19 protein-coding genes are annotated in these 23,138 nt (G+C 46.1%); 6 read left to right on the top strand and 13 right to left on the bottom strand.

Features of this window, described 5'->3' with window-relative positions:
• Nucleotides 1–52: 52 nt before the first annotated feature.
• Together NDI48_06915 and NDI48_06910 are read left to right on the top strand one after the other, a co-directional pair.
• Entirely contained in the window at nucleotides 53–649 is a 597-nt protein-coding gene (locus NDI48_06915) for a hypothetical protein (protein MEP0830941.1), read from the top strand.
• A gap of 166 nt (nucleotides 650–815) precedes the next feature.
• Nucleotides 816–1,343 (top strand): GNAT family N-acetyltransferase, encoded by a 528-nt coding sequence (locus tag NDI48_06910; GenBank protein ID MEP0830940.1) that lies wholly within the window; start codon nucleotides 816–818, stop codon nucleotides 1,341–1,343.
• A 118-nt stretch (nucleotides 1,344–1,461) separates the two neighbouring features.
• Here the strand turns inward: NDI48_06910 and NDI48_06905 are convergent, their stop codons facing one another.
• The 5 genes from NDI48_06905 to NDI48_06885 form a co-directional block, all read right to left on the bottom strand.
• Entirely contained in the window at nucleotides 1,462–2,427 is a 966-nt protein-coding gene (locus tag NDI48_06905) for a homogentisate phytyltransferase (protein ID MEP0830939.1), read from the bottom strand.
• Nucleotides 2,428–2,689: 262 nt separating this feature from the next.
• Nucleotides 2,690–4,783, bottom strand: a complete 2,094-nt coding sequence (locus tag NDI48_06900; GenBank protein ID MEP0830938.1) for a TolC family protein — start codon at nucleotides 4,781–4,783, stop codon at nucleotides 2,690–2,692.
• A 107-nt stretch (nucleotides 4,784–4,890) separates the two neighbouring features.
• Nucleotides 4,891–6,072: an ABC transporter permease gene (locus NDI48_06895; GenBank protein ID MEP0830937.1), complete on the bottom strand. Its 1,182-nt coding sequence runs from the start codon at nucleotides 6,070–6,072 to the stop codon at nucleotides 4,891–4,893.
• Between the two features lie 217 nt (nucleotides 6,073–6,289).
• A complete protein-coding gene (locus tag NDI48_06890; protein ID MEP0830936.1) occupies nucleotides 6,290–7,786 on the bottom strand; it encodes an efflux RND transporter periplasmic adaptor subunit in 1,497 nt (498 codons plus the stop codon).
• Between the two features lie 538 nt (nucleotides 7,787–8,324).
• Nucleotides 8,325–9,305, bottom strand: a complete 981-nt coding sequence (locus tag NDI48_06885; GenBank protein MEP0830935.1) for a hypothetical protein — start codon at nucleotides 9,303–9,305, stop codon at nucleotides 8,325–8,327.
• 497 nt (nucleotides 9,306–9,802) lie between these two features.
• On the opposite strand from NDI48_06885, the gene NDI48_06880 reads away from it, so the two are divergent.
• The 3 genes from NDI48_06880 to NDI48_06870 all read left to right on the top strand — a co-directional run bounded on the left by NDI48_06880 (nucleotide 9,803) and on the right by NDI48_06870 (nucleotide 11,012).
• Nucleotides 9,803–10,204, top strand: coding sequence for a fasciclin domain-containing protein (locus NDI48_06880; protein MEP0830934.1), 402 nt, complete (start codon nucleotides 9,803–9,805; stop codon nucleotides 10,202–10,204).
• Between the two features lie 416 nt (nucleotides 10,205–10,620).
• Nucleotides 10,621–10,782 carry a hypothetical protein gene (locus NDI48_06875; protein MEP0830933.1) on the top strand — a complete coding sequence of 54 codons (162 nt, stop codon included), beginning with the start codon at nucleotides 10,621–10,623 and terminating at the stop codon, nucleotides 10,780–10,782.
• Nucleotides 10,752–11,012, top strand: a complete 261-nt coding sequence (locus NDI48_06870; GenBank protein ID MEP0830932.1) for a hypothetical protein — start codon at nucleotides 10,752–10,754, stop codon at nucleotides 11,010–11,012. Before NDI48_06875 ends, NDI48_06870 begins: the two co-directional genes overlap by 31 nt.
• 152 nt (nucleotides 11,013–11,164) lie before the next feature.
• Here the strand turns inward: NDI48_06870 and NDI48_06865 are convergent, their stop codons facing one another.
• From NDI48_06865 to NDI48_06850, 4 genes are all read right to left on the bottom strand, one after another.
• Nucleotides 11,165–12,505: a CO2 hydration protein gene (locus NDI48_06865; protein MEP0830931.1), complete on the bottom strand. Its 1,341-nt coding sequence runs from the start codon at nucleotides 12,503–12,505 to the stop codon at nucleotides 11,165–11,167.
• 91 nt (nucleotides 12,506–12,596) lie between these two features.
• Complete coding sequence (locus NDI48_06860) at nucleotides 12,597–14,108, bottom strand: NADH-quinone oxidoreductase subunit M (protein MEP0830930.1); 1,512 nt, start codon at nucleotides 14,106–14,108, stop codon at nucleotides 12,597–12,599.
• 75 nt (nucleotides 14,109–14,183) lie between these two features.
• Complete coding sequence (locus NDI48_06855) at nucleotides 14,184–14,903, bottom strand: carbonic anhydrase (GenBank protein MEP0830929.1); 720 nt, start codon at nucleotides 14,901–14,903, stop codon at nucleotides 14,184–14,186.
• A gap of 189 nt (nucleotides 14,904–15,092) precedes the next feature.
• Nucleotides 15,093–16,958, bottom strand: coding sequence for an NAD(P)H-quinone oxidoreductase subunit F (locus tag NDI48_06850; GenBank protein ID MEP0830928.1), 1,866 nt, complete (start codon nucleotides 16,956–16,958; stop codon nucleotides 15,093–15,095).
• Nucleotides 16,959–17,605: 647 nt separating this feature from the next.
• Between NDI48_06850 and NDI48_06845 the strand changes: the two genes are divergently transcribed.
• Nucleotides 17,606–18,307 (top strand): pentapeptide repeat-containing protein, encoded by a 702-nt coding sequence (locus NDI48_06845; GenBank protein ID MEP0830927.1) that lies wholly within the window; start codon nucleotides 17,606–17,608, stop codon nucleotides 18,305–18,307.
• 6 nt (nucleotides 18,308–18,313) lie between these two features.
• Here the strand turns inward: NDI48_06845 and NDI48_06840 are convergent, their stop codons facing one another.
• From NDI48_06840 to NDI48_06825, 4 genes are all read right to left on the bottom strand, one after another.
• A complete protein-coding gene (locus NDI48_06840; GenBank protein MEP0830926.1) occupies nucleotides 18,314–20,023 on the bottom strand; it encodes an ATP-binding protein in 1,710 nt (569 codons plus the stop codon).
• A gap of 211 nt (nucleotides 20,024–20,234) precedes the next feature.
• Nucleotides 20,235–21,635 carry a collagen-like protein gene (locus NDI48_06835; GenBank protein MEP0830925.1) on the bottom strand — a complete coding sequence of 467 codons (1,401 nt, stop codon included), beginning with the start codon at nucleotides 21,633–21,635 and terminating at the stop codon, nucleotides 20,235–20,237.
• Between the two features lie 176 nt (nucleotides 21,636–21,811).
• Nucleotides 21,812–22,546: an NUDIX hydrolase gene (locus NDI48_06830; GenBank protein ID MEP0830924.1), complete on the bottom strand. Its 735-nt coding sequence runs from the start codon at nucleotides 22,544–22,546 to the stop codon at nucleotides 21,812–21,814.
• Nucleotides 22,519–23,109 (bottom strand): nicotinate-nucleotide adenylyltransferase, encoded by a 591-nt coding sequence (locus NDI48_06825; GenBank protein MEP0830923.1) that lies wholly within the window; start codon nucleotides 23,107–23,109, stop codon nucleotides 22,519–22,521. The genes NDI48_06830 and NDI48_06825 overlap by 28 nt, the downstream gene beginning before the upstream one ends.
• Nucleotides 23,110–23,138: the final 29 nt, after the last annotated feature.

The raw sequence follows: 23,138 nt of genomic DNA, 5'->3' as shown, positions 1-23,138 counted from the left end.
GTGCGATCGCTAAATTGTGTACCTATCAGCAATATTCAAGGAATTACCAAGCATGAGAGGTACGAAATTTGCTTTACAGGGATGGGGCATCGTTGGTTTTTCGGCGCTGACAGTCGGCACTATTGTTGGCGTAATTTGGCTGTTTTATGGTGTTGATGAAAAAGGGATGCGGATGGCAATTCGAGCAACGGCTCGTACATCAACCATCCTATTTCTCAGTGCGTTTGTTGCTTCCTCACTTCGCAAACTTTGGTTAACTCCACTCTCAGCATGGCTTCTGAAAAATCGCCGCTATCTGGGGATATCGATGGCGGTGTCCCATACTTATCAGGCGATCGCTCTTTTCGGTTTATGGTTGGTAACGGCTGGAGTTGCTCCACCATCCAACCCTTTGGGAATACTTGGCTATATCTTGCTGTTTGCTATGACTGTAACCTCCTTTAAGCGCCCAGCCGCTTGGTTAGGCAAACAGGGTTGGAAGATTTTACACAATACTGGAATGCACTTTTTCTGGCTGGGTTTGCTGTTTGAATACAGCGTCAATCTTCCCAAATCAATGCTGATCTATTCTCCTTTTGTCATCTTATTAGTTTTGGCGATGATGCTTCGTTTAGGAGCTTTGAGAAAGCAGAAGGAACTAGTTGCTTAAATTCTCAAGGGCTTCAGCTACTCATAGCTACACCACTGGTAAGGGCACGATAATATCGTGCCCCTACGAACGACGTGTTTTGCACTCAATAGAGAATTGCTATAGATAATTAAATTGAAATCATTTGTCTAAAATCGGACAGTTCCCTGTTTAGAGAGAGTTCTCAATGCTTATTCCTCAACTTGAAACCCAGCGCCTAATCTTACGCGCATTTAACGAAAAAGACCTGGATGCTTACGCCGAAATGTGTGCCGATCGCGAAGTAATGCGTTATATCGGCAATGGGCAGACCTTATCCCGCTTTGAGGCTTGGCGGAATATGGCGATGATGCTGGGTCACTGGCAGCTACGGGGCTACGGGATGTGGGCTATCGAGGAACGTCACACTGGTGTAATGATGGGTCGCCTCGGCTGCTGGCAACCGGAGGGCTGGCTGGGATTTGAAATTGGCTGGACGTTGCGACGAGCTTACTGGGGCTGTGGCTACGCGACGGAGGGGGCAAAGGCGGCGATGGTTCATGCTTTTAATGAGTTGCAGCAATCCTATGTAATAAGTCTGATTCGTCCAGATAATTCGGCTTCAAGGCGGGTTGCCGAGAAGTTAGGAGAGAAACTTGTTGGGACGACAGAAATCTTTGGCCTGGAAGCAGTCATTTACAAAATTAGTCGAGAAGATTGGCAAACTAGCGCTTAAACTTGCACTAAAACTACTTCATCGAGCTGGGCGATTGGAGGCAATAGGAGTTCAAAACTCATTTCCACTGGATAAAGTAGGAATAATTTTTCATCCTTCCTACTTCATCCTTCAATGTTTATAATAAACAGGCAGCGGGAAAGATTAAATATTCTAGGAAAAAGAGTTTCCAAATAAATTGATAAAACTGCGTGATCGCGATTTTATCTTGCAAGTCTACGCTCCGACTCCGCCACCACAGGATACCCAACAACGCTAGATGGCTAACACCCAAAAAAATTGAATTAACGGAAGCAGGGAGCAAAAATATTCCCGCAATGAGCATCCCTAGATAACACACGGTTATCACCCAACGAGCCAAATTAAACACCGCTTGTTGACCCAGTTTGATCGTAAAGGTGGTGATGTTGTACTGCTTGTCACCTTCCATATCGGGAATATCTTTGAAGATAGCGATCGCAAAGGTAAATACCACAATAAACAAGGTTAGCACCCACACGGGTGCAGTGGGAAACAGAACAGTCCCCAGTAAACAATCACTAAAGTGCAAAAACAGCCCTAAATTAACAATGGCTCCCCTGACCGAAAAAATACATAATGCTGCCCAAAAAGGAAATCGCTTCAATCGGATTGGCGGGAGCGAATAAGCCGTTCCAATGGCTAAACTAATACTTACCATCAAGAACAACCATGTCCCTAGTAAGCCTGCCAATAGTAAGGCGAGAATACCCGTTACAGCAACAATGATTTGACCTTGTCGCCGCGAAAATTCACCGGCTGCAACCGGAAGATGGGGTTTATTAATTTGGTCAATTTCTACATCTTCTAGTTGATTGAGTCCGACAATGTAGACATTACCGCATAAGCAAGACAGCAAAGCTCCCAGCAGTTGCTCTATACTTTCCAACGTGACCTGGTTATTCGTGGTTGCCACAGTAATCAGGTACAATGCAAAAACACTCAGGCTGGTGCCAATAATCGTGTGAGGACGCGAGAATTTCCAAAAGGCATAGAGCCATTGACTGGGTTGTTCAAACAGTTTGATGCGGGAATGGGTAGATGTTGAAGAAGAAATCTGGCTCATTATTAAAGATAAGAGGCTATCAACCAGAAATATCTTACCGTGCTATAGCCATCAATATGAGTTATGAGTTTTTTAGGAACCACAGAGTGCACAGAGTACACACAGAGAAACACAAGTAGTAATATCAAGTTGTGTTTTAAGGGAGTAGAGAGTAAGAGCCGAGGAGGCAGGAGAAATAGGCCAAGAAACGAGTGTTTTTGACGAAACTAGGTAACACAGGTTCATGAAGGATTGAGACTGACTAGAACAGCCTTTTCAGGTCTTATTTCATATCAATCTTTACTTGCCAAGTTTCTAAGGTTGTGCCTAAGGTCTGATCTAATCGGGTTAAAGCATTGAGGTAGTTAATGATTGCATTAAGTTCTACATTTCTGGCTTGGACTAAATCATCCTGAAGTCTGATTAGCTCAAAAACCGTAATATCTCTCCCTAATCTTTGTTTTTCTCGTGCAATCTCTAGTTGTTTTTCCGAGGACTCTGTCACTTTTTTAGCCAGTTCTACCTGAGAGAAACTCAGATTAACATCCCTCATCCTATCTATTAACTGAATATCTAAACTCTCACGTTGCTCCGTGAGAGTATTTTCGGCTTGGAGTTGGTTGACTAAGCGGCGCTGAAAATCTCGTTCTACTGTTACATCACCAATTTGACGGCTCAACCCTAATCCAATTCGCAGATCGCTGGTGTTGTTTGAGGCATAACCGTAACTGGTATTCAGGTTTAAGTCCCAAAGTCGGTTGTTTTCCGCTTGCAACAAGCCCAATTTAGTTCTTTCTAAATCCAACTGTGCCTTCAAGTAATCTGGCTGATTTTCAAAGGCTAATTGCCTGAGATTATCTGAGTTAAAAGAAACGGCAGGTGCGAGCAGTGAGTCGGTGGCTATAATTACGGCCGTTGGCTCAATATCAACAATATTCAGTAGGACTAATCTAGCGGAGGCAAGGTTATTTTCAGCTTCTATTAAACTGACTTGTCTCCTCGCCACCTCAGTTTCACTTTGAACGATATCAACGGGTGCAAGTCTACCTGCCTCAATTAAAATTCGGTTATTAGCTAATGATTCTTGGGCTGTTTGCAGAGAAAGCTGAGCAATTTTAAGTTGTTCCTGTGCGCGAATTAATTCACGGTAAGCGAGGATGGCTTCGGTAATCGTGTTAGTCAGGATAGATTTTAAATCCAGGATATTAACCTGTTCAGTCAGCCGAGCAATATCAACCGAAGCTTGATTCACGTTAACCCCATAACCCCTTAATAAGGGTTGGTTAAAACTTAGCTGTAACTTTTGGCTAAAAGGGTCATCATTGATATCGAGATTCAGGCCATTTTGAGACACCGTTTGACCATTGGTTGCCCAACGAAAACTCAGCTCTCCTCCTGTGGGAACTTTTACAGAAACCGTTGCCCCAATGCCTAAGTCTGTATCAGTTACCCTGCGATTTGTGCCCAATTGTGCAATGGATATGGACACGGTAGGAGTGAAATTAGGAGAAAATTTATCTTCTGCTACAGCTAGTTCTTGTCTTTGGGCAATTCGTTCGAGGTAGGCATTTTTAATCGGTCTATTATTCTCTAAAGCCAAAATGACAACATCCGAAAGACTGAGTTTAATTGCCCCCGCTTCCGTTAAAGGTTTGGGTTGATTTTGGGTTAATGGGTTGTCAGTGATTGGCTTGGCTTGTTGTGTTTCGAGGGTTTGAACTGGAGCGATTTCCTGGCGTTGGCTGTGGGTGGGGAGCTTTTCTAAAATCCGAACGGAGTTCAAGCCCGTCTCTTGGCTCAGGAATGGGTAGACTGCCAAGGGGGCGTTCTGGGAATTTGAGACGGAGTTGCATTCACACAGGCAAGTTAAATGACACCCCTCTGCTTGTAGCGGGAGCTTTAGTGAGGATGAGGAAGGGGTTGGAGGTGAGGCTCTTTTTAGCTGTTTGAACGCAACTTGGTATGAGGCAGGATGCTGCATTGGTGCACCTTGGGCAATCGGCTGATGGCTTGGCTTCAGCCTGTTCGTGAGGGGCTGTGACAACGTTGTGAGGGCTGTCTTGTCGTTGGCAGAGGATCTATCCCAAATCCGCTTTGATAAGCCCCTTTTCAGCTTAAGTATTTTTTCCTTCTGCCATCTGTCCTCACTAAAGATCCGGTCTGCCTTCTGCCTTGTCTCCACCAAAAAGGGGGTAGTTAACCCAGATTTGGGATTAGGTGCTGGCTGAGGTTTAAACGCGAGGGTGAATGTCCAAGCTGTGCCGAAAACGGCAATGAGCATACCGAGGAGTGTAGGAATAAAAACGCTGATGCGGGGACAAGACAGATAATCTCGTGGGTTGGGACGTTTAGAATCGGGGTTCGGGGATTGTGACATATTACAGTGATTTCGGTAGATGAATCTGATTGGCAAGCCTACATCAAAGCGATGCTGCATTGAGTAGTGTTGCGTTTCAGAATCCCAACATCGAGATCTGATGAAGCTTACTCACTCCGTAGCGCTTTCACCGGCTCGATTTGGCTAGCGCGAACAGCAGGGATAAAACCAGCACCCACACCCACGAGTAAGGCTGAACTTAAGGATAAAACGGCGATATTACTCTTGAATGCGTAGGGTAATTTAAACGTATTCGCCACCACTACCGTTAATCCATGTACAGTCGCGATCGCACAAATGCCGCCTACAAGGCTCAACAGTGCTGCTTCTAGAATGAATTGCAGTAAAATATCTCTCCGGGTTGCCCCAATCGCGCGTCTTAATCCAATTTCTGGGGTACGCTCCATCACGGCGGCGATCGTAATATTAGCAATGCCCACTCCACCAATCAGCAGCGAGATGATGCCCACAGCCGTTAATCCTCGTGAGGCGAGTTCAAAGGTTTCTCGTTGTTGAAGAATATCGTCAACATTATTCCAAGAATAAAAATCCGATTCAGGAAACTGTTGCTCAAAGATTGCCTTAGCCTGAGCTTCTATTTTTTTCATATCTTTGAGGTTCTGGGGTCGCATCCACAGAGCATTAATTCGTTGCTTACCCGTTATCGAACTATAGGTTGACATGGGCATCAATAATCCACCTTTAGGTTCATCTTCCTTAGAATTGAGTTTAGTTTCTATCACTCCAATCACGAGAAATGGATTTTGTCCCGTGAAGATGAGTTGACCCATCGGCTCTTGACCCTGAAACAATTGTTTGGCTAAAAATTCATCAATCAGAACAACCGAGCGATAGTTGACAAAATCAGCCATTGTAAAAGAGCGACCTCCCAAGACTCGCCGACCTGAAGTCAGCAAATAGTCTGGGGAAACTGCCATAATATCTGGCTCCGCTTCTCGACCCTGAAATACCGTTGGACTTCCCAATTCCCAAACGAAATTAACCGCACTGATGGCTTGTAAACCTTTGAGTTGTTGCCTGAAAAATTCCATATCTTCTAGTTTTGCTTCCCTACCTTTAATTCCCCAAAATCCAACAGTGAGATGAGGCGCTTCTCGCTGTGACAAGTCATGCTCAATCACTGCTCGACTGATAGTGCCAACCTGAAGTGTCGCACTGACTGACGCCACACCCATGAATACTCCCAGAGTGGTTAGGGCAGAACGCAAGGGATTGCCGCGCAGGGAATTAAAGGTGAGGACGAGGAGATCGAGGGAGGAGAGACTCATGGGGAATTGGGAAGATTTGATTTTTTAATTGACAAGGTTCTATCTTCAGTCCTAAATAATCTTTATCATTTATTGAAACCCCCCTTTCTCTGCTTTGCGCCCTCTGTGCCCTTTGTGCCTCTGTGGTTTCTTAAAACAGCCAATCTCACCGTATAATTTAGGATTGTTATATACAAGTGCAAAATCCTCATACCGGTGTGTACAAAGGGAAAACATTTTAGGGCTGAAGAGGACTGATATTAGGAGTAAGAGAACTCGTTTGAGGAACAACAGGTATTCCGTGTTTGAGGGGAGTTTCTGGTGGGGAGAGTATGACTTGTTCGTCAAGACGTAAGCCGGATCTAACTTCTACATGGGTCGCTCCTTCTAGCCCTAAAGTGATCGGTCGTTTTTGAGCCTTACCATAATCGTCTCGAATCCAGACAAACGGTTTCGATTCAGAACGTTCAATGGCGGATGAGTCTAACGTTAATACGTTCTGCCGTTGTTCTTGAATAATCTCAACACTGACTTGGCTTCCTGGAATTAAAGTACCCGTGGGTTCGTCAAGCTGAATGATCGCAGGGACTTTGGCTTGGGCAGATTGGCGTCGGGATGAGTCTGGGTTGTCGTCTTGTGCGATCGCTTGAGGATACAAGCTCTTGACTTGTCCCTGATAAGATTTAGCATCAGGTCCAATCACCTTAATCCGAGCTTTTTGTTTGACTCGGATTTTAGTCGCGTTCAGCGTAGATAGCTGAAGGTTCACCAATTCTTGTGCCGGGTTGCCCAGAGTCAACAAAACATCACCGGGTTTTACTCCATCTCCATCCTTGACTTGGACATCCAAAACCTTACCCGCAATGGGAGCCGTGACAATATTATTTTGCAGTTGCTGCTCAATACTCTCTCGCTCCACCTGAAGGCGTTGGAGTTCGCTCTTATCGGTGTTGACAGCGGAGCGAACCTCTTGCAATTCAGCTTGCGCCTCGTTCACCTTGTCTTGGAGTTGAGAGGGGCGTTGTTTCTCGGCTTGAAGGCGCTGAAGTTCGAGAATATCTGCGTTGACGACGGTTTGAGCATCGCGCACGGCAAACTCAGCATTGCGGATTTGTTCTTTTTGTTCTTGCAGTTCATTACCCGGAATGAATCCTTTTTGAGCCAGAACTTCGAGTTGCTTAAGTTTCTGTTGAGCCGTGCCTAACTTTTCTTTGGCTTCTTCCACCTTCTGGCGGTTGCGTTCCAGGATGAGTTCTTGTTTACGAATCAGAAATTGTTGGTTGACTGGCTCTTGGAGTTCCTTTTGTGCTGCTGCCAGCTTTTCTTTAGCCTCTTCCACCTTCTGGCGGCTGCGGGTGAGTTTGAGTTGTTGTTTGCGAATTTCTAACTGCTGGTTTTCCAGGTTCGTTTGTCGCTGTGGATTGCGGAGGACGAGCAGTTTTTGACCAAAGCGAACGCGATCGCCAATGTTGACCAGTACTCGATCTACCGTGACTTCTCCAGGAGCTTTTAGCTGTTGTTGACCTCCCAGTTCCACAGTACCGCTTTCATTAATCACGAGTTCCACATTGCCTTGCTTCACCGTGAGCAAACGCACCGCGAGCGGTTGAGCCGCTTGATTAAAGGTTTGACTATAGATCAGCCAACCTCCGGTGGTAACTACAGCTAACACTCCTGATAAGGCGACGTATCCAACGCCGGATTTGAATTGCTTGATTTGTCGAAGATCCATCATCAACACTTTATCCCCTCAATTTGCTGTAAAGGTCAGCCTGTTTCGAGGAAGTCTTGGACACAGTGCTGGCAAGTTAAATGGTCTTCCTTGCGTGTTTGGCATTGTATATGGCAGGGTGACGCACCAACTTCAAAATGCTATTCGTTTCCACCCTATTGAGGCAAGCCACCCAAAGTCATAGACGAATGGAGGATAAGTTAGGCACAAGTCATGGTGGCACCCCAGATGTGTTTGTGTATTGGTGTGTCCCACTGTTTAATCTTAAGTTGTCATATTTTGAAGCGTTTATAGGTAATCTAGTTAGGACTAACGCAACTAGCTACGCTATCCGCTACATATCGGGGCAAGGTATCCCTTGCCCCGACGAAGATGGTGTATTAAGCCAGAAAAGGCGTAAGTCCTGCTAGTGATACCATTTGGCTTGAAGATTACGTGATTTGAAGTATGGCAACTCTCTAGGAGCAAAGGATTCAAAATCCAACCTCAAAAATGGTAATGAGTGATCGCAGGATTCAATCAGGCTGAATTTACACCCTGATCACTTAGATTCGAGAGCCATCTCAACAGATACATTCATATCCATTGTTGTGGCTTTTTCAGTGTTCGGTTCCTTCACACTCATCTGAGACTTAGAACGCATGGACATCGTAGAGCTAATCGGCATAACTTGATTCAACGCCAACTTGAGCTTGCCATTACCTTGGGAATTCATGGATTTGAGGTCGATAGAGGCACCGGGAGGTAGACCCTGTGGGTTGATTTTTTGTGTCCCTGCCTGCTGTTCCATGCTCACTTGCAAGGAGGCGACATTATCCTTAATATCCACTAACTCATAGGTGGAACTCTGATTCATCGTCATTCCGTTTGCCGTAACCGAGTTAGGAATCTTCCATTTGGCACCTACTCCAACCGCTTCTGAGGGAACTGGTGAGGAAAGTTGCTTGAGGGACGTCACCATTTGCTCAACCATTTTTTTCGTGTTGGGGTCGAGTGTCTCAGGCGTATTAAAGTTTGCCTGTTTCGTGTTTCCCTGGTTATCGACAATCATAGAGCCGCGTAAGCCGACAAGCTTTTTAACTTGGGCGCGCATCGCGTTCACTAATTGTGGCTGGGTATTCTTAGCCGCAACAACATCTGCATCCGAATAGGAAAAATCCGTGTGAATATCCCCGTTAGCATCAACCTTTTTGACTTCCGACTCCATCGTCATCTTAATGGGTGGACTATCAAACGCTGGCTGAGTCTGTCCTCCTACAGACATAGCCATGTCCATATCCATGGTCATCTGTAGCGTTTGCTTTGTGTTCGCCCCAGGTGTGAAACGCAGTTGCTGCTTAGGCTCAGTACCGGCATTAATGAGTTCGACGTTGCTTTGTGCAGCGGCAGGGGTTTTCTGGGACTCCTGGGAAAGCTGTACACTCTTGGACGGACTTTCAGCACTGGTGGGTGTAGAGGGAGGCTTTTGCGCGCATCCAGCTATAAGAAGAACGAGACAGCCAACGAACAATGATTTTTGCATCAAGTCTCTCCAAAATTTTTTGTCTTAAACAAATCCTTGCTGTATGCGTTCTCTGTAGATTTGTCCTTGCCTGTTTCTATGCTAGCAATAGCAGCAATAGCGTATGCCAGCTTGGCTTTCAGGCCAAGGCGCAGAGCGTCCTCTGCTCCAGATAGACAGATAGACTACCTCAAAAACGCTTCGGGTTCCCCATTCCCATAAACTAATTTTTGTGACACTTTAGGGTACAGAACGATTTGACAACAAACACAGCAAGTGTTTCAGTGTATAACTTGAGAAGATAACTATGAAGGCAAAGGTGACAATGACTCTGATTAAACAACTTCCAATATTTGAGGGAGATGAATTATATCAAATAGTAATTAAAGCATTTTCTGGAATTGACACATAAGCCTGATTTATTACTAGCGATCAACAAAAAAGATAGCTTTTGGGGTGCCTTGACAAGTAAAATAATAAATTAGATTTTTTTGCAAATTTTAGCTGAACATACGTAAATGCCTGATATTGTTGATATTGCGGTTAGCGCGGGTTCTTTCGAGACTCTAGTAACGGCTGTCAAAGCGGCTGGATTAGTGGAGACGCTAAAAAGTCCTGGCCCTTTTACTGTCTTTGCACCGAATGACGAGGCTTTTGCTAAACTCCCGCCGGGAACGATACAAACCCTCGTACAGAACATTCCTCAGCTAACTCGAATTTTGAAGTATCACGTCGTATCAGGCAAGTTAACAAAAGCCGATTTGGAAAAAGTGGATTCAGTTACCTCCGTTGAGGGTTCACCGATCAGGATTGATACCTCTGATGGTTTTGAGGTAAAAAATGCCACTGTTCTAGCCGCAGATATCGAAGCGGATAACGGTGTCATCCACGTTATTGACACAGTAATTCTGATGGGATAGGTGAACCTTGTTCGTAAGAGAAGTTAGCCCAAGTTGCTGAACTGCTATTTGGCACTAACACAGATCGGGGTTGTAGAGAAATTTTAGCGATCGCTTTTAGCGCTACCGTAGGTAATCACACTGGCTAATCCTGCGAACAGAGAAAGTGCGATCGCTCTATATAATCTATCAAGTTAATGACGGTAGACACACCCCAGCCTAGAAAAAAATTCTCTTGTTTAACAGCAAAGTTCTTCTCTAAGCTTTCGCTTCAAATCGTCAGAAATAAACAATCCGCTAATCTCCTTAGCACACCGATTGGTATGCGATCGCAAAGTCTTTACTCCAGTTCATCTCACCTTTATCGCGTTAGCACCTTCTCTAAGAGAGACTCCATGAAGGTTTGATGCTGATAATTTTTTTTTCGAGGAAAGAACTTGTTAGAAGCTATCGAAAACGCTAAGGAAGCTGCAACTTTTGCAGCAGTTGGTGCGGTTGTTGGTGGAGTTGTATATCACCAAATCGGAGGAGCAGGTTTAGCTATTGCGGGGGGGCATATCCTATCGGTTTGGCTGCATTTACAGGCGCTGGTGCAGTAGCTGGACTAGCAGATCATGGTGCGACAAAGGAAGCCATCAAAAACCTTAAAGAAGCTGCAATCTTTGCAACAGTTGGTGCGGTTGCTGGTGGCACCGTATACCACCAAACTGGAGTAGCAGGTTTAGCTATAGCAGGAGGAGCATATCCTGTCGGTTTCGCTGCGTTTGTAGGTACTGGTGCGGTAGTAGGACTGGCAGCTTTTGGGGTGAAAAAGTCCGTTTTTGGATGAATATTAGTTCCCACTCACTAGGTTAACGCCTGTGAAAAACAAGTAAGAAAGGTGGGCATTTCCCACCCTACCCTACTCTGTTTTTTTTAAAAGCGATCGCATATCCAAAAAAAAAGCCCCCTTAAAAAGGGGGTTGGGGGGATCTAAATTCCCTACCTATAATCCGCCGTCTGAATAGCCCCCAAACGTGCCGCATTACGCATCCCATATTCAGGACGACAGAACCGATCCAATTGCGCCTCAAAAAACGCCCGATTTGCTTGCAAATGCTTCGGATTTGGGTCATCTAACGGATACAGTAACGCCGTTCGCAACGCCTGAAACACCCCAGAGGTGACACAGTACATCGATCGCTGGAACGTTACCGCAATTTGGTTGAGGATATCATCATCGTTCCGACAACGATCTTTGTAGAATTCCTTGAGATAGGGAGGCAGGAAGTGGTACATATCCTGCATCAGCAGTGTCGGTGGGACGCCTGCCGTACCAACAGGGAATTTATCAGCATAAAGAACCCCATAGTGGAAGTCTTTTTGATCGCTGGGAACTTCCCCAGCTTGGGCATTATAGGATTTTGTCCCCCTAAACGGTGCAGTGCGATAAAAAACTGCTTCAACATAAGGGAGTGCGGCTTCATATAGCCATGTAAAACCCTTGGATTTCGGGATGACTTCGTAGCATTCGCCATTAATGTAAACATGGTGGTAAATGGGACGACCGGCGATCGCAAATATCCCATTTACAATAAAATTCATCGCCTCCGGAACCGTTGTTATTTTCCCTTCATCGTAGAGATCAGAAATTTCAAAGAATACTGGAGCCATTACTTCCCAAAAGAGTCCCAAATTGCTGTAATAAGACGCCTGACGGCACTGCTCCAAAAACATCTCTGGGAACATCTTATGGAGTCCCAGCATTAAAGGATTGCCCTTAAAGTAAGCCTTAATTGCTCTATCAGCGTTGGCTTTATACTCTTCAGAGTCGAGGTAAGCATCAAACTGGTTAACGGGCGCATACATGTGACGGTGCCAAAGCATCGCCCGCATACAGGCTTCAGCAAACTCCATGTTAATCCGGTCATGCCACAAGTGATGGAGCAACTTGGGCATTTTGCCAGTTTCCCCCTTCTCGATAAACTCCAAGAGTTCGGGATGGGCAGTCGCTTCTCCGCGCCAAATTCGCAAATCAGCATCGTCACCAGCGTAATGATTATGCAGTTCTAAATACTCTTTGGGCAGGAAGTATTTAAAGAAAGGAAGGGGATTTAAAAAGACACGCTCGCCAATATAAAGTAAGTCGCGCCAGTAGAAATCCATCGGCACGGCATACGCCTTCCAAATGCCGACAATTTGCATTAGATTTTCCGGCGTATCCGGTATCATTGCACCACCAGCTTCTAGGCGGTGAATGACATCAGCAAATTCATGTCTAGAAGGGGGCAATTTAGGTTTATTCGGTTGACTTTTCGTCGGTTGATCTGAGGTTGCTATCATGGTTTTATTTTTCTCGTTCTCGCTTGTAAGAATGTTTTTTAGTTAACAACTATCCGATGGATAGGATGGGCAATGCCCATCCTACTCGTTATCATTTTTCGACTGGTAGTTGATAGTTGATAGCGATTTTCTGATTAGTTTCAGTTGCAGCCGCAGCAGTAATTGCCGTAGTAGTCGGCTCCATCCAACGCACTAACCAAGTCGGTTGTATTCCCAAGAAGAAGATGAGAGCAGCTAAAACCAGAGCAGGGGCTTTTTCAGCCAATAGAACTTTGGGATAATACGCCGTCTTGTTGTCGAGTTTGCCGAAACAAGTGCGGTTGAGGAGAATCACGAAGTAGACGGCGGTTAAGCCAGAGGCAAAGATACACAGGAGCGTTTGCCAAGGGAATACAGCGTAACTGCCTTGGAACACCATAAATTCAGCGACAAAGCCGACCAAACCGGGAATTCCAGCGCTAGCCATTCCACTTAAAATTAGGAGGGCACTGACTAAAGGCAAACCACGCATGGGATTCATCAAGCCATTGAGGACATCCAAGTCGCGGGTGCCCACTTTGGCTTCGATAATCCCTACCAAATAAAACAGCATTGCCAAAATTAAACCGTGACTCACCATCTGGGCAACAGCACCCAAGAGGCTCAAGGGAGTCAGTGCGGCGACGGCGACAACGATGTAGCCCATGTGACCGATGGAGCTATAAGCGACCATGCGCTTGATGTCTTTTTGGGCGATCGCACTCAGTGCCCCATACATTACACTGATTACGCCGATAATCGATAGTCCCGGAGCAGTCAGTGCCCAAGTTTCGGGAAATAGCTGCAAGCCAAACCTTACCAAACCATAGGTTCCCAACTTGGCAACCATGCCACCTAAAATAATGGCTACCACGGGAGACGCTTCAACATAAGCATCTGGCATCCAGGTATGTAAGGGAACCAGAGGAATTTTGATACCAAACCCCACCAAAATCGCAGTTAAGAGAATCAGCTGAACAGTTAAGGATAATCCTTGCGTGTTAATGGCATCGTAGTCAAAGCTGGTGGAGTGGGAAAGCCACGTTATCCCCAAAAATGCACCCAGAATCAGAATCCCGGATACTGCTGTATAGATGAGAAACTTCATCGCTGCATATTCGCGTTTCTCACCTCCCCAAATTGCAATTAACAGGTAAAGGGGAATTAAGATTACTTCGTAGAACAAGACGAACAGCAGTAAATTTTGGGCGATAAATGCTCCGGCAACACCGGCATTAACGAGCAGAATTAGAGCGTATTTGAGGCGAGGACGCTCGATCTCAAGCCGACCACTAAAGATGACGATTAATGTCAGAAAATTGCTGAGAGCTAGTAAGGGAAAGGATAACCCATCAACGCCCAGTTTATAGGTTAAGCCAATTTGGGGAATCCAGGGCAAAGACTCTTGAAACTGCATTCCTGTATTGGCTATATCAAACTGAGAACCAAGCCAGAGAGTGACGACTAAGATAGCGGCGGCGATCGCTAGTGTAACAGTACGTATCCGCGTACCTGCTGCCTTTCCGGGAAAAAAACCAACTATTGCAGCTCCCACTATGGGTAGCAAAATCAAGGTACTCAGCATAGATCGTTGTTAGTTGTTAGCTGTTAGTTGTTGGTAGTTACCACTCACCAATGACCAATGACCAATGACCAATGCCTAACTAACCATAATGACTCTCCCAGTATCTAAATCGTAATAACCCCCGACAAGGGTCAGTTTTTTTTCTTGGATTAACTGAGAAATGACAGGAGAGGCTTTTAATCGTTCAATTTGAAATAAAACATTGGCTTTGGTTGCCTTCTCAAGCTCATTACCGGTTTGATTTCCTGAGTTTTTTAAAGCCGGTTTAATCGCATCCAGCAAACTGGCAATTTGACCGGGAACTTGAGCACCTTTGATCGTGGCATCTACGGCACCGCATCTTGCATGGCCCATGACCATAATCACTTTTGCCCCTAATACTAAAGTGCCAAATTCCAGGCTTCCAATCTCTTCAGGCGTCGCGACATTACCAGCAATACGGCATATAAACAAATCTCCAAATCCCTGGTCAAAGATAATCTCAGAAGGAACCCGTGAATCCGCACAGCCGAGAATAGCTGCAAACGGCTTTTGAGTTTTTGCAACTTCTGCCAGACGTGCCCTATTTCGGCGGGGGTTTTCAAGTTTTCCATTAACAAAACGTTGATTTCCCTTCATTAATTCTTGCAGTGCCTGGTCAGGAGTCAGGTCCTCTTTCGCTTGTGCAACAGCTTTGTCGGGAAAAGTTAGCTTAGAGCCTAATCCTGCTGTCAATACTCCTGTGCCGATTGCCCCTGCACTAAACTTGAGCAAATTGCGTCGGGATAGATTGGCACTCTGATTGTTGGTGTTCATTGAATCTGTTCTTCCTTTCAACATTTTAGAGAATACGGACAAGTGACTTAATATGTGTGGTTTAAAACCGCACAAGAAACGACTTAAGGTATACTGCACTCTTACGTGCTGTAAGCAATATGTTTCGCGCTTGTTGGTACCTTGTTAATACAGCTTACAGTTAATGCGCTAACTTACTACTGATAAGTTTCAAAAAGCATTAACTATCAGCGAAAGACGAGCCAACAAGGGCCAGCTTACGACAATTCCAAACAACACTATTCCCAATAGAATCGTTAGGGCATAAAACTGGGTCTGACCGGAAACGTTGTACTTTAAACTCTGTCCGCTGAAAACGGTTAATATCCCTACTAAATTGACCGCGCCGTCAACGATATAGCGGTCAGCCCAAGAAATAGCTCTAGAGACTTGATGAACTACAAACACAATGGTTATGCGGTAAAGCTTTTCGGTGTAAAAATCGTAAGCAAAGAAGTCTTGCAGGGATTTGCTGCCAAAGCGCACGGGTTTGGCAAAGCCGTTGTTGAGATAAATGAATGACCCAACAGTGCAACCCACTGCACTAGACAAAACTAGCAAGCCAGCAACGGTTGTATTGAGAGTTGACCAGTCTGGGATAAGTTGCCATTGCAGGAGGATGAGCGGGACATGGAGGGTGAAGCCCATTAAGAGCATCATAGGTAAAATCATCGGCCAGTGGACTTCGGGCGCTCGCTCGCTCATTTGCGTGGGTTTGCCACCAAACACTAAGCCGAACACGCGGGTTACGCTAAAGGTCGCTAGACCATTGACCAGTAGCAATAGTCCAAACAACCAGGGGTAAGTGTTAGAAAGATGGTCGCCTAATTGCAATAAAGCCCAGAAACCACCGAGGGGAGGTATTGCGACCAAGCCAGCCGCGCCGACGATATAGGCGAAAGCCGAAGCAGGTCTTTTACCCCACAGACCCCCTAACTGAGTCACGTCTTGGGTGATGGTGTTCCAGACAATAGCACCAACGCTCATGACCAGCAGTGCCATTGATACGGCGTAGGTCAACATTAACGTTAGGGCAGTTTGGGTTTGACCGGTGGCGACGGCGATAAACACCAAACCCATGTAAGCGCTTACCAGATAGGACAGTGTGCGTTTGATGTCAATTTGCGCGATCGCAACCATCGTACCGCCCAATGCTGTCACAGCACCAATCAACAATGTGACTGAGGTAGCCAAGGGAGAAAGCGCGATCACGGGTTGTACTTTTATTAGCACCCAAGCACCCGTACAAACAACCACAGCGTTTCGTAAAATCGTGCTGGGAACCGGGCCTTCCATTGCTAAATCGAGCCACAGATGGAGCGGAAATTGAGCGCATTTGCCCATCGGTCCCGCGATTAAGGCTAAACCTAGCAACGCTGCAACTGTTGGATCGATGTGCGCCGTACTTGCCCATTCGGCGAGTTCTGTAAACTTCCAGGTTCCTGCCAGGGGATAGATAGCAATCACCCCCATCAAGAGAAACAAATCGCCCACCCGTTTGGTTAAGAACGCATCTCTAGCACCCGTAACCACCAAAGACTGATTGAACCAAAATCCAACTAAGAGGTAAGTTCCCAGGGTGAGGATTTCCAGAATAATGTAGCTGAAAAACAAGGAGTTGCACAAGGCAAGCGCACACATCCCAGCTTCAAATAATGCCAGGAGTGAATAGAAGCGTGCCCAACCCCAATCCATCTCCATGTAACCAATCGCGTAGATTTGTGACAGCAGGTTTATGCCTGTGATCACAAGGATTGCGCCAATGGTAATCGAAGATAATTCCAATGGAATGGTCAAATCGAGATCGACAACTTGAAGCCAAGGAATGAGTACTTCTCGTGCGGGTTGATTCCAAGTCGCTGGTAAAGCCATTAAAGCGTGTAAGAACGCGACGAGGGTCATTAATGCATTGATGTAACCCGCGGGCCTTGAGCCTGTGCGACGAATAATCCCAGGAGACCAAGGTATCGCTAAAATTGAACCAATCAACGCATAGCAAGGTATTAACCAAGCCGTTTCCAATAACCATTGAGCCATCGGCATTACCTTTTTTGGATGGAGAAATTCTCAAGCCAGTGAAAGCAAGACTGAGCCAGCCCTGTTCTGACTAGGACTTACGAATGGAGAAAATTAAGTTTTCTTTAAGCTTTAGTACTGAGTATACTAGTTGAGGAGCCAAAAAAGAAGGATTCAATTAAATAATTCGATAATGGTGGCCCTACAGTCGGCTTATATAGGTAAAGAGTAATAATAACTATTGATTTTTATCTATGTATGTGTTTGAGTTTATGTTTCAAAGAGAAAAACATATGGTTTTTCAGCACTTAGTCTGCTAAAGAAAAAGCCAAATACATAAAAAAAGATGAATAGTTGAGCCAAGGAAAGAAAGTGTTTGTTCTCGTTGTGAAACAAAAATTCATAGATTAAATCTAAATCATCGATACATAGATAGTTAAAGATTTGCTCTGGAAAGAAAAACCGAGAATTTAATAAATTGAGCGATTTAAAATTGAAATACACCTAATTGAGTTCTCTATCTCTACCCAAAGACAGAAAAAGCCAACGGTTCATTCCTGGCTACAGATACCTCGCTTGGTTCTGACGGTTCAAAGGTTTGCCGACCAAGATAGAGAGTAGTTTAGTGCAAGCTCCCAACCCAAGTGAGCTAGAGAGAGGTCATGCGGATGAATGCTGATGAATTGTTGACGCGGTATGCTGCTGGAGAGCGGGATTTTCAGGAAGTGAACTTAAGTGGGGTGGATTTAAGTGGGAAAATCTTACAGGGAATCAATTTGCGTTCAGCGAACTTAAGTGGCGTTAACTTAACGGCTTCCGACCTGAGTCGAACCGACCTGAGTCAATCCAACTTGAATCAAGCGAAGATGCGAGGCATACACTTGCATGGAGCCTCCTTAAGTGAAGCCAACCTGATTGAAGCTGACCTAAGCGAAGCCATGCTAGACGGAGCACTTCTGGAAGCGGCAGACCTAGATAAGGCAACTCTGAGTCGAGCCAGCCTCACTCATGCGGATCTCAATGGAGCCAATTTAACGAATGCAGATTTAAGTGGAGCTAATTTGAGTGGAGCCATCCTAGATGGAGCCGTTCTAGATGGAACTGTTTTGGATGGAGCCAATCTCAGCCAAGCCGATTTAGTTGTGGCTAATCTGAGCCAAGCGAACCTGAGTGAGGCTAACCTGAGTGAGGCTAACCTGCGGGGAGCCAACCTGGATGAAACCAATCTAAGTGGAGCTGAGCTGGTTGAGGCAGACTTGACCCACGCGAACTTAAGCGAGGCGAACCTAAACGAGGCGAACCTGAGCGGTGCCAACTTGGAGCAGGCCATTCTCGATGGGACAATCCTGGATGAGAACCAGCATCATTAGCGATCGCTAATTCACAAAGCCGACGGGTAAGCGGACGGTAAACGTAGACCCTTGCCCCACCTGACTTGCTACACCAATCTCACCGCCCATCATCTGGCAAAAGTGACGGCTAATGGCCAACCCCAGTCCACTACCCCCATACTTACGTGTGGTCGAGGCATCTCCTTGAGTAAACGCTTGGAATAAGCGTTCCTGCTGCTCCTCAGATATGCCAATGCCTGTGTCACAGACGCGAAAATAAACCCATTCACTGCTGCCGACTTGCTCACGGGTAACCGTGAGCGTCACCCGACCTTGTGTCGTAAACTTAGCGGCGTTGGAAAGTAGGTTGAATAAAACTTGTCGTACTTTTGTCTGATCGGCGTGCAGGGTACCCAGCGACTCCTGAGAATGAACTTCTAATAGATTTTCATTCTTTGCCATCAACGGCTTGACTGTGATGGCAACATCATCAATTAGCTCTTTAAGATCAAACGTCTCCGGGTAGAGTGCCATTTTCCCCGCTTCAATCTTGGACAAGTCGAGGATGTGGCTGATCAGTTCCAGCAAATGCTGACCCGCAGAATTTATTGATTGCAGGTCATTGATAAAATCTTGTTCATATAAACCTAAGTCCTGGGCGTCTTGTTGGAGAAGTTGGCTCAAGCCAATGATCGCATTTAACGGCGTGCGAAGCTCGTGGCTCATGTTGGCTAGAAACTGGCTCTTGGAAAGGTTTGCCGCTTCAGCGACTTCTTTAGCCTGTTGCAGTTCTTGGGTGCGCTCAGATACTCGCTCAATGAGATAATTCAGAGAGGTTGCTAATGACCCAATTTCATCTTTGGTCATGACCGGAACGCGCAACTTAAAGTTAGAGTCTTTTGCTACCTGCTGAGCCACTTGAGTAACGGTGACAACCGGTTGGGCGATCGCACGACTAGTACGGAGTCCTACAATCACCGCGATCGCCACGGATGTCAGCATACTCAGCACAATAATCAGTTTTTCCACTCCTTGTGCATCCTCTAGGGCGACTTCCCCTTGTCGCTCCTGATGATGAGCAATCTCCAGAATATGGCTCAATTGAGCATAGTGGCGCTCGAGGCTCTTCGCTTCCTCCCCAACCAAAATCTGCTCCAACTGCTGGTGTACTGATTCAATCTTCTCTGGTGTCAATAACGATGGATCAAGTTGCTGCAAGCGGGACTCCGTGGCTTGAGCATAGGAGTCTAAGCTCGTTGTGTAAGCCTGTAATAAAGCCTGTAAAGTCCTGGGGTCTGTGGCTAACCAAGCGGGGTTACTCTCTATATATCGTTTAATTTGTTCCCGTAGATTCTTTGCCCTAGCAACACTGTGATGAAATTGTACTTTTTCGATTTGCAGCCGTCTTGAATCTTGAAGGAGACAAGCCATACGTGAAGACTGCAATTGCGCTGTTATGGCAGTATCCTTGAAATCACCCAAAAGCTTGGATTGCACATGAGCATCAGCAAGTTGCTCTACGCCTTGTCCCTGGAAATAGTCCGCGACGAGCATCCCGCTCAGTGAGCCAAAAAAACCAATTCCAATAGCTAAAAAATAGCCGTAACCAATTTTTTGGTGAATGCGCCAAGTACTAGTTTTAGGTTTCCATAATAAGGGGAATTTTAGGACGGGGAAATCCCTCAAGGGCTGAGCCGTTACAACATTGTGACTTTCTGTATTACCGTCCGCAGCGGTTTGCTCATGAGGTGGCATTAGTATAAACTCCTTAACCTCGTCTAAAAATGAGCATCTCAGCCCAGCTAGTATAGCAATCAACCGTTATTGGTGAGAGCTGCTCTGTAGTATAGGCTTCGACACTGCGCGGACTGTCTGGTTCGCTCTACTCAATCAAGATTTAACAACTCCAATCGGAGAACCTTCCCCCTTATCTTTACAAGCGATCGCATCCTCATCCGGCAACGTCTCAGCGCCGAATTTCTCCCCGCCATTCAATTTTTTGCTCCGCAGAACGTCCGGCAAAAGAGCGGGTTGCCACTAACTCAATTTCCACGGGTAATCCCGATTTGAGATACTGCGGGGCGATCGGCAATTTGCCTAGATTGAGAACGAAGCGATTATTGCTACGAGTAACCAATTCGGCTGGAATATCGCCTTCATAGCGGGTGCGATAATCAAAGCGCTCACGAAAGCGATCGCCCGATTCTGATACTTTATACTTGATCCGAAACTGAGTTGCAATCAGCTCGGACTTTCCGGCGGCGTCGATCACAGCAAAATTGAGGTCAGTCCCACTCCCGGAAAAATCGGCTCGTTTGAGCTGAGTGGCTTCTTTTTTGAGGATGACATTAGTGGCAACAAACTGAGTCGTTCCACCTTGTTGGGAGGTTGTACCATCCACCCAAACCTCTTCCGGGAAAGAAACCTTGACCTGTTTGTCATCTTCCAGACTCACCTTTACCTGTTCCCCGGCAAAATCAGAAATCGGTCGCGTGGCATTCCATACCACCTGAAATGAACTTTCCGCACGTTCTACAAACTCCAGGTATTGATCCGCCATCACCGAACCCGGTGCTAAAACAGACGCTGCACCATTGCGAGTTTGGAATATATTTTTAGACAGTGCAAAAATCTGGTCTTTGAGTTGAGCCATTTCCACCGTTGCTGTTGGGTTGTCTGGCGGCAGCGCCTCACTACGCTGAATCAACGTGACGCTACCCAAAGCTCCATCACTCCCATCCCTACCATCGCTACCATCGCTGCCATCATTGCCATCCTCGCAAGAGAACTTACGAGTTTTGCAACTATAGTCAGGACTCCCTGGAGTCCCCTTACAGCTTTGGATTTCCCAGTTGCGATCGCGACAATTGCAACCCCTACCCCCCTCAGCCCTTCGACCTCCTCGCGCTCCTCTACCCCCTGTAGCCCGCACAAAGATTTGTTTTAAGTCGGCGGGATTGGTGTAATAAACTGTCAACGAACCGCCATTACCCCCATCCCCACCATTACCCCCATTGCCACCCTTACCTCCATCAGCCGCACGCAGGTTACGGTCCACATCTCGCGGCTGCCTACCACAGTCGGCATCGTCTCCCTCTCTGCCATCATCTCCATCGGAGCCATCTTCCCCGGACAAATCTAAATTCACCGGAGAACCGTTAGCAAAAATAGTTTGACTTTGCCCATCTCGTCCCCGTCGTCCAGTTTGCCCATCAGAGCCATTTCGACCATCCCGTCCAAAATCACTCGCTTGGGCATTCCAAGCCAAAAACGTACACCGAATAGCTTTGGGAGAAGAAGGCAGAAAGTAAGGAAAGGTGAGGATAACTAGAAACAGCGACAGCTTGCTCAATAAACGTAGTGGCATTCGACGTAACCCTGTCTACTCTCTGAGGGAAGATATTACTGAGATTTTAAAATGACCTCATTTTAGAGTAGTTTGTTCCACTTGAAGAGAACTCCTCTCCTTCGATCTATCCAAAAGGAGTCGATGTAGCCAGTTACATTACTTTAGAAACAGTCTCAAAGTCTCCTGACATTCACTTAAATAAACACCAATGGTTTATCCTTCAACGGTGCAAACGCTTCTGCATCAAAACGATACAAACTCGCTGGACGCCCAGCTCCCCGCGATACCTTAAGACCCGTATCCGACAAAAAACCCAGCTTTAAAAGACGAGCGCGAAAATTAGAATAATCTGCAAAGTTCTCCCCCAAAATCGTTGTATAAAGCTGATAAAGGTCGCTTAAAGTAAACACTTCCGGCAACACATCAAAAGCCACCGGACTATACTCCAACTTATTGCGTAAACGGCGATAACCATACTCCAGAATTTCATTATGGTCAAAGGCAAGTTTCGGCACCTGCTTAATGGGATACCAAGCAATTCCGCTGACGCCATCCGCAATTAATTCGGCTTCTTCAAACCGGACTAGTGCAAAGTAACTGACGGATAGGTATCGAACACCAAAGCTAGAAGGTGATTCTCGCGGGTCACGACTTGGCCCTCCAAAGGTGTAGAGTTGCTCCAAGTACAAATTATTTACCCGTATTTTCTCTGCCAGAATTCGATGAGCGGCATTTTCTAACGATTCTCCTTTGCGGACTAATGTCCCTGGCAAACTCCACTGCCCTAAGAATGGCTCATCTTGGCGCATCACCAACAGCACAAGTAGGCGATTTTGCTGAGTATCAACAGAAAAAATTACATTATCAACTCCAACTTTAAAGTCAGCTAGTGCTTTTTTATTTAGCTTCTGGGTGCCGCGTCCTGGCATGTGTACAATTGTTCTCGATGAATATAGTCCTCAACGGGAGGTGTCACAGCTTGTGTATCTCCATTCTCACGATACGCTGTGGAGGAAACGGCGGGTGCTTTCAGGTCTGCGATCGCCACTTTGGCTCCAAGTTGCCTCAACTCCTCTAAACCCACCTCGTCTATTTCATAACCCGGACGTGGTACTACAAGCAATTCCACTTGTTTTAACAATTGATCAATTTGATACCAACGCGGCATCTGGCTAATTAAGTCAGCACCAATCACGAGGGTAAAGCCGACTTGAACTCCCCAGTGTTCTCTGGCTTTTTCCAGCGTTTCCACCGTTCTGGGACTGCTTAAGGCTTGGTGTAGCGTCACATTGCGTCGAGGCGGTTCAATCCCCTCAATCAGTAACCGCAGCATCTGCGATCGATGTTGTAACGGTGTCTGATGAGACTTAAAGGGATTATCCGATGCCCAAACGGCTACATAGTCGTAGTGATCAGATAGCCAGTTAATAATGGCTTGATGAGCGGCAGTGGGTGGATCGGCACTGGTGCCAAACAAAGCAATGTTAACCATAAAAAGGTTGAAGGTTGAAAGTTGGAGTG

Origin of the sequence: Microcoleus sp. AS-A8 (assembly GCA_039962225.1) — a bacterium.
Classification (GTDB): Bacteria; Cyanobacteriota; Cyanobacteriia; order Cyanobacteriales; family Coleofasciculaceae; genus Allocoleopsis.
Note: the sequence above shows the minus strand (reverse complement) of the source record. Positions and strands in the feature narration are given on the sequence as shown.

Bases quoted from the DNA above. Each gene is read 5' to 3' on its own strand.
- NDI48_06915 (MEP0830941.1), top strand. From the start codon at position 53: ATGAGAGGTACGAAATTTGCTTTACAGGGATGGGGCATCGTTGGTTTT.
- NDI48_06840 (MEP0830926.1), bottom strand. From the start codon at position 20,023: ATGCCACCTCATGAGCAAACCGCTGCGGACGGTAATACAGAAAGTCAC.
- NDI48_06895 (MEP0830937.1), bottom strand. From the start codon at position 6,072: ATGAGTCTCTCCTCCCTCGATCTCCTCGTCCTCACCTTTAATTCCCTG.
- NDI48_06905 (MEP0830939.1), bottom strand. From the start codon at position 2,427: ATGAGCCAGATTTCTTCTTCAACATCTACCCATTCCCGCATCAAACTG.
- NDI48_06880 (MEP0830934.1), top strand. From the start codon at position 9,803: ATGCCTGATATTGTTGATATTGCGGTTAGCGCGGGTTCTTTCGAGACT.
- NDI48_06865 (MEP0830931.1), bottom strand. From the start codon at position 12,505: ATGATAGCAACCTCAGATCAACCGACGAAAAGTCAACCGAATAAACCT.
- NDI48_06845 (MEP0830927.1), top strand. From the start codon at position 17,606: ATGAATGCTGATGAATTGTTGACGCGGTATGCTGCTGGAGAGCGGGAT.
- NDI48_06860 (MEP0830930.1), bottom strand. From the start codon at position 14,108: ATGCTGAGTACCTTGATTTTGCTACCCATAGTGGGAGCTGCAATAGTT.
- NDI48_06855 (MEP0830929.1), bottom strand. From the start codon at position 14,903: ATGAACACCAACAATCAGAGTGCCAATCTATCCCGACGCAATTTGCTC.
- NDI48_06830 (MEP0830924.1), bottom strand. From the start codon at position 22,546: ATGCCAGGACGCGGCACCCAGAAGCTAAATAAAAAAGCACTAGCTGAC.
- NDI48_06910 (MEP0830940.1), top strand. From the start codon at position 816: ATGCTTATTCCTCAACTTGAAACCCAGCGCCTAATCTTACGCGCATTT.
- NDI48_06850 (MEP0830928.1), bottom strand. From the start codon at position 16,958: ATGGCTCAATGGTTATTGGAAACGGCTTGGTTAATACCTTGCTATGCG.
- NDI48_06825 (MEP0830923.1), bottom strand. From the start codon at position 23,109: ATGGTTAACATTGCTTTGTTTGGCACCAGTGCCGATCCACCCACTGCC.
- NDI48_06900 (MEP0830938.1), bottom strand. From the start codon at position 4,783: ATGTCACAATCCCCGAACCCCGATTCTAAACGTCCCAACCCACGAGAT.
- NDI48_06890 (MEP0830936.1), bottom strand. From the start codon at position 7,786: ATGATGGATCTTCGACAAATCAAGCAATTCAAATCCGGCGTTGGATAC.
- NDI48_06835 (MEP0830925.1), bottom strand. From the start codon at position 21,635: ATGCCACTACGTTTATTGAGCAAGCTGTCGCTGTTTCTAGTTATCCTC.
- NDI48_06885 (MEP0830935.1), bottom strand. From the start codon at position 9,305: ATGCAAAAATCATTGTTCGTTGGCTGTCTCGTTCTTCTTATAGCTGGA.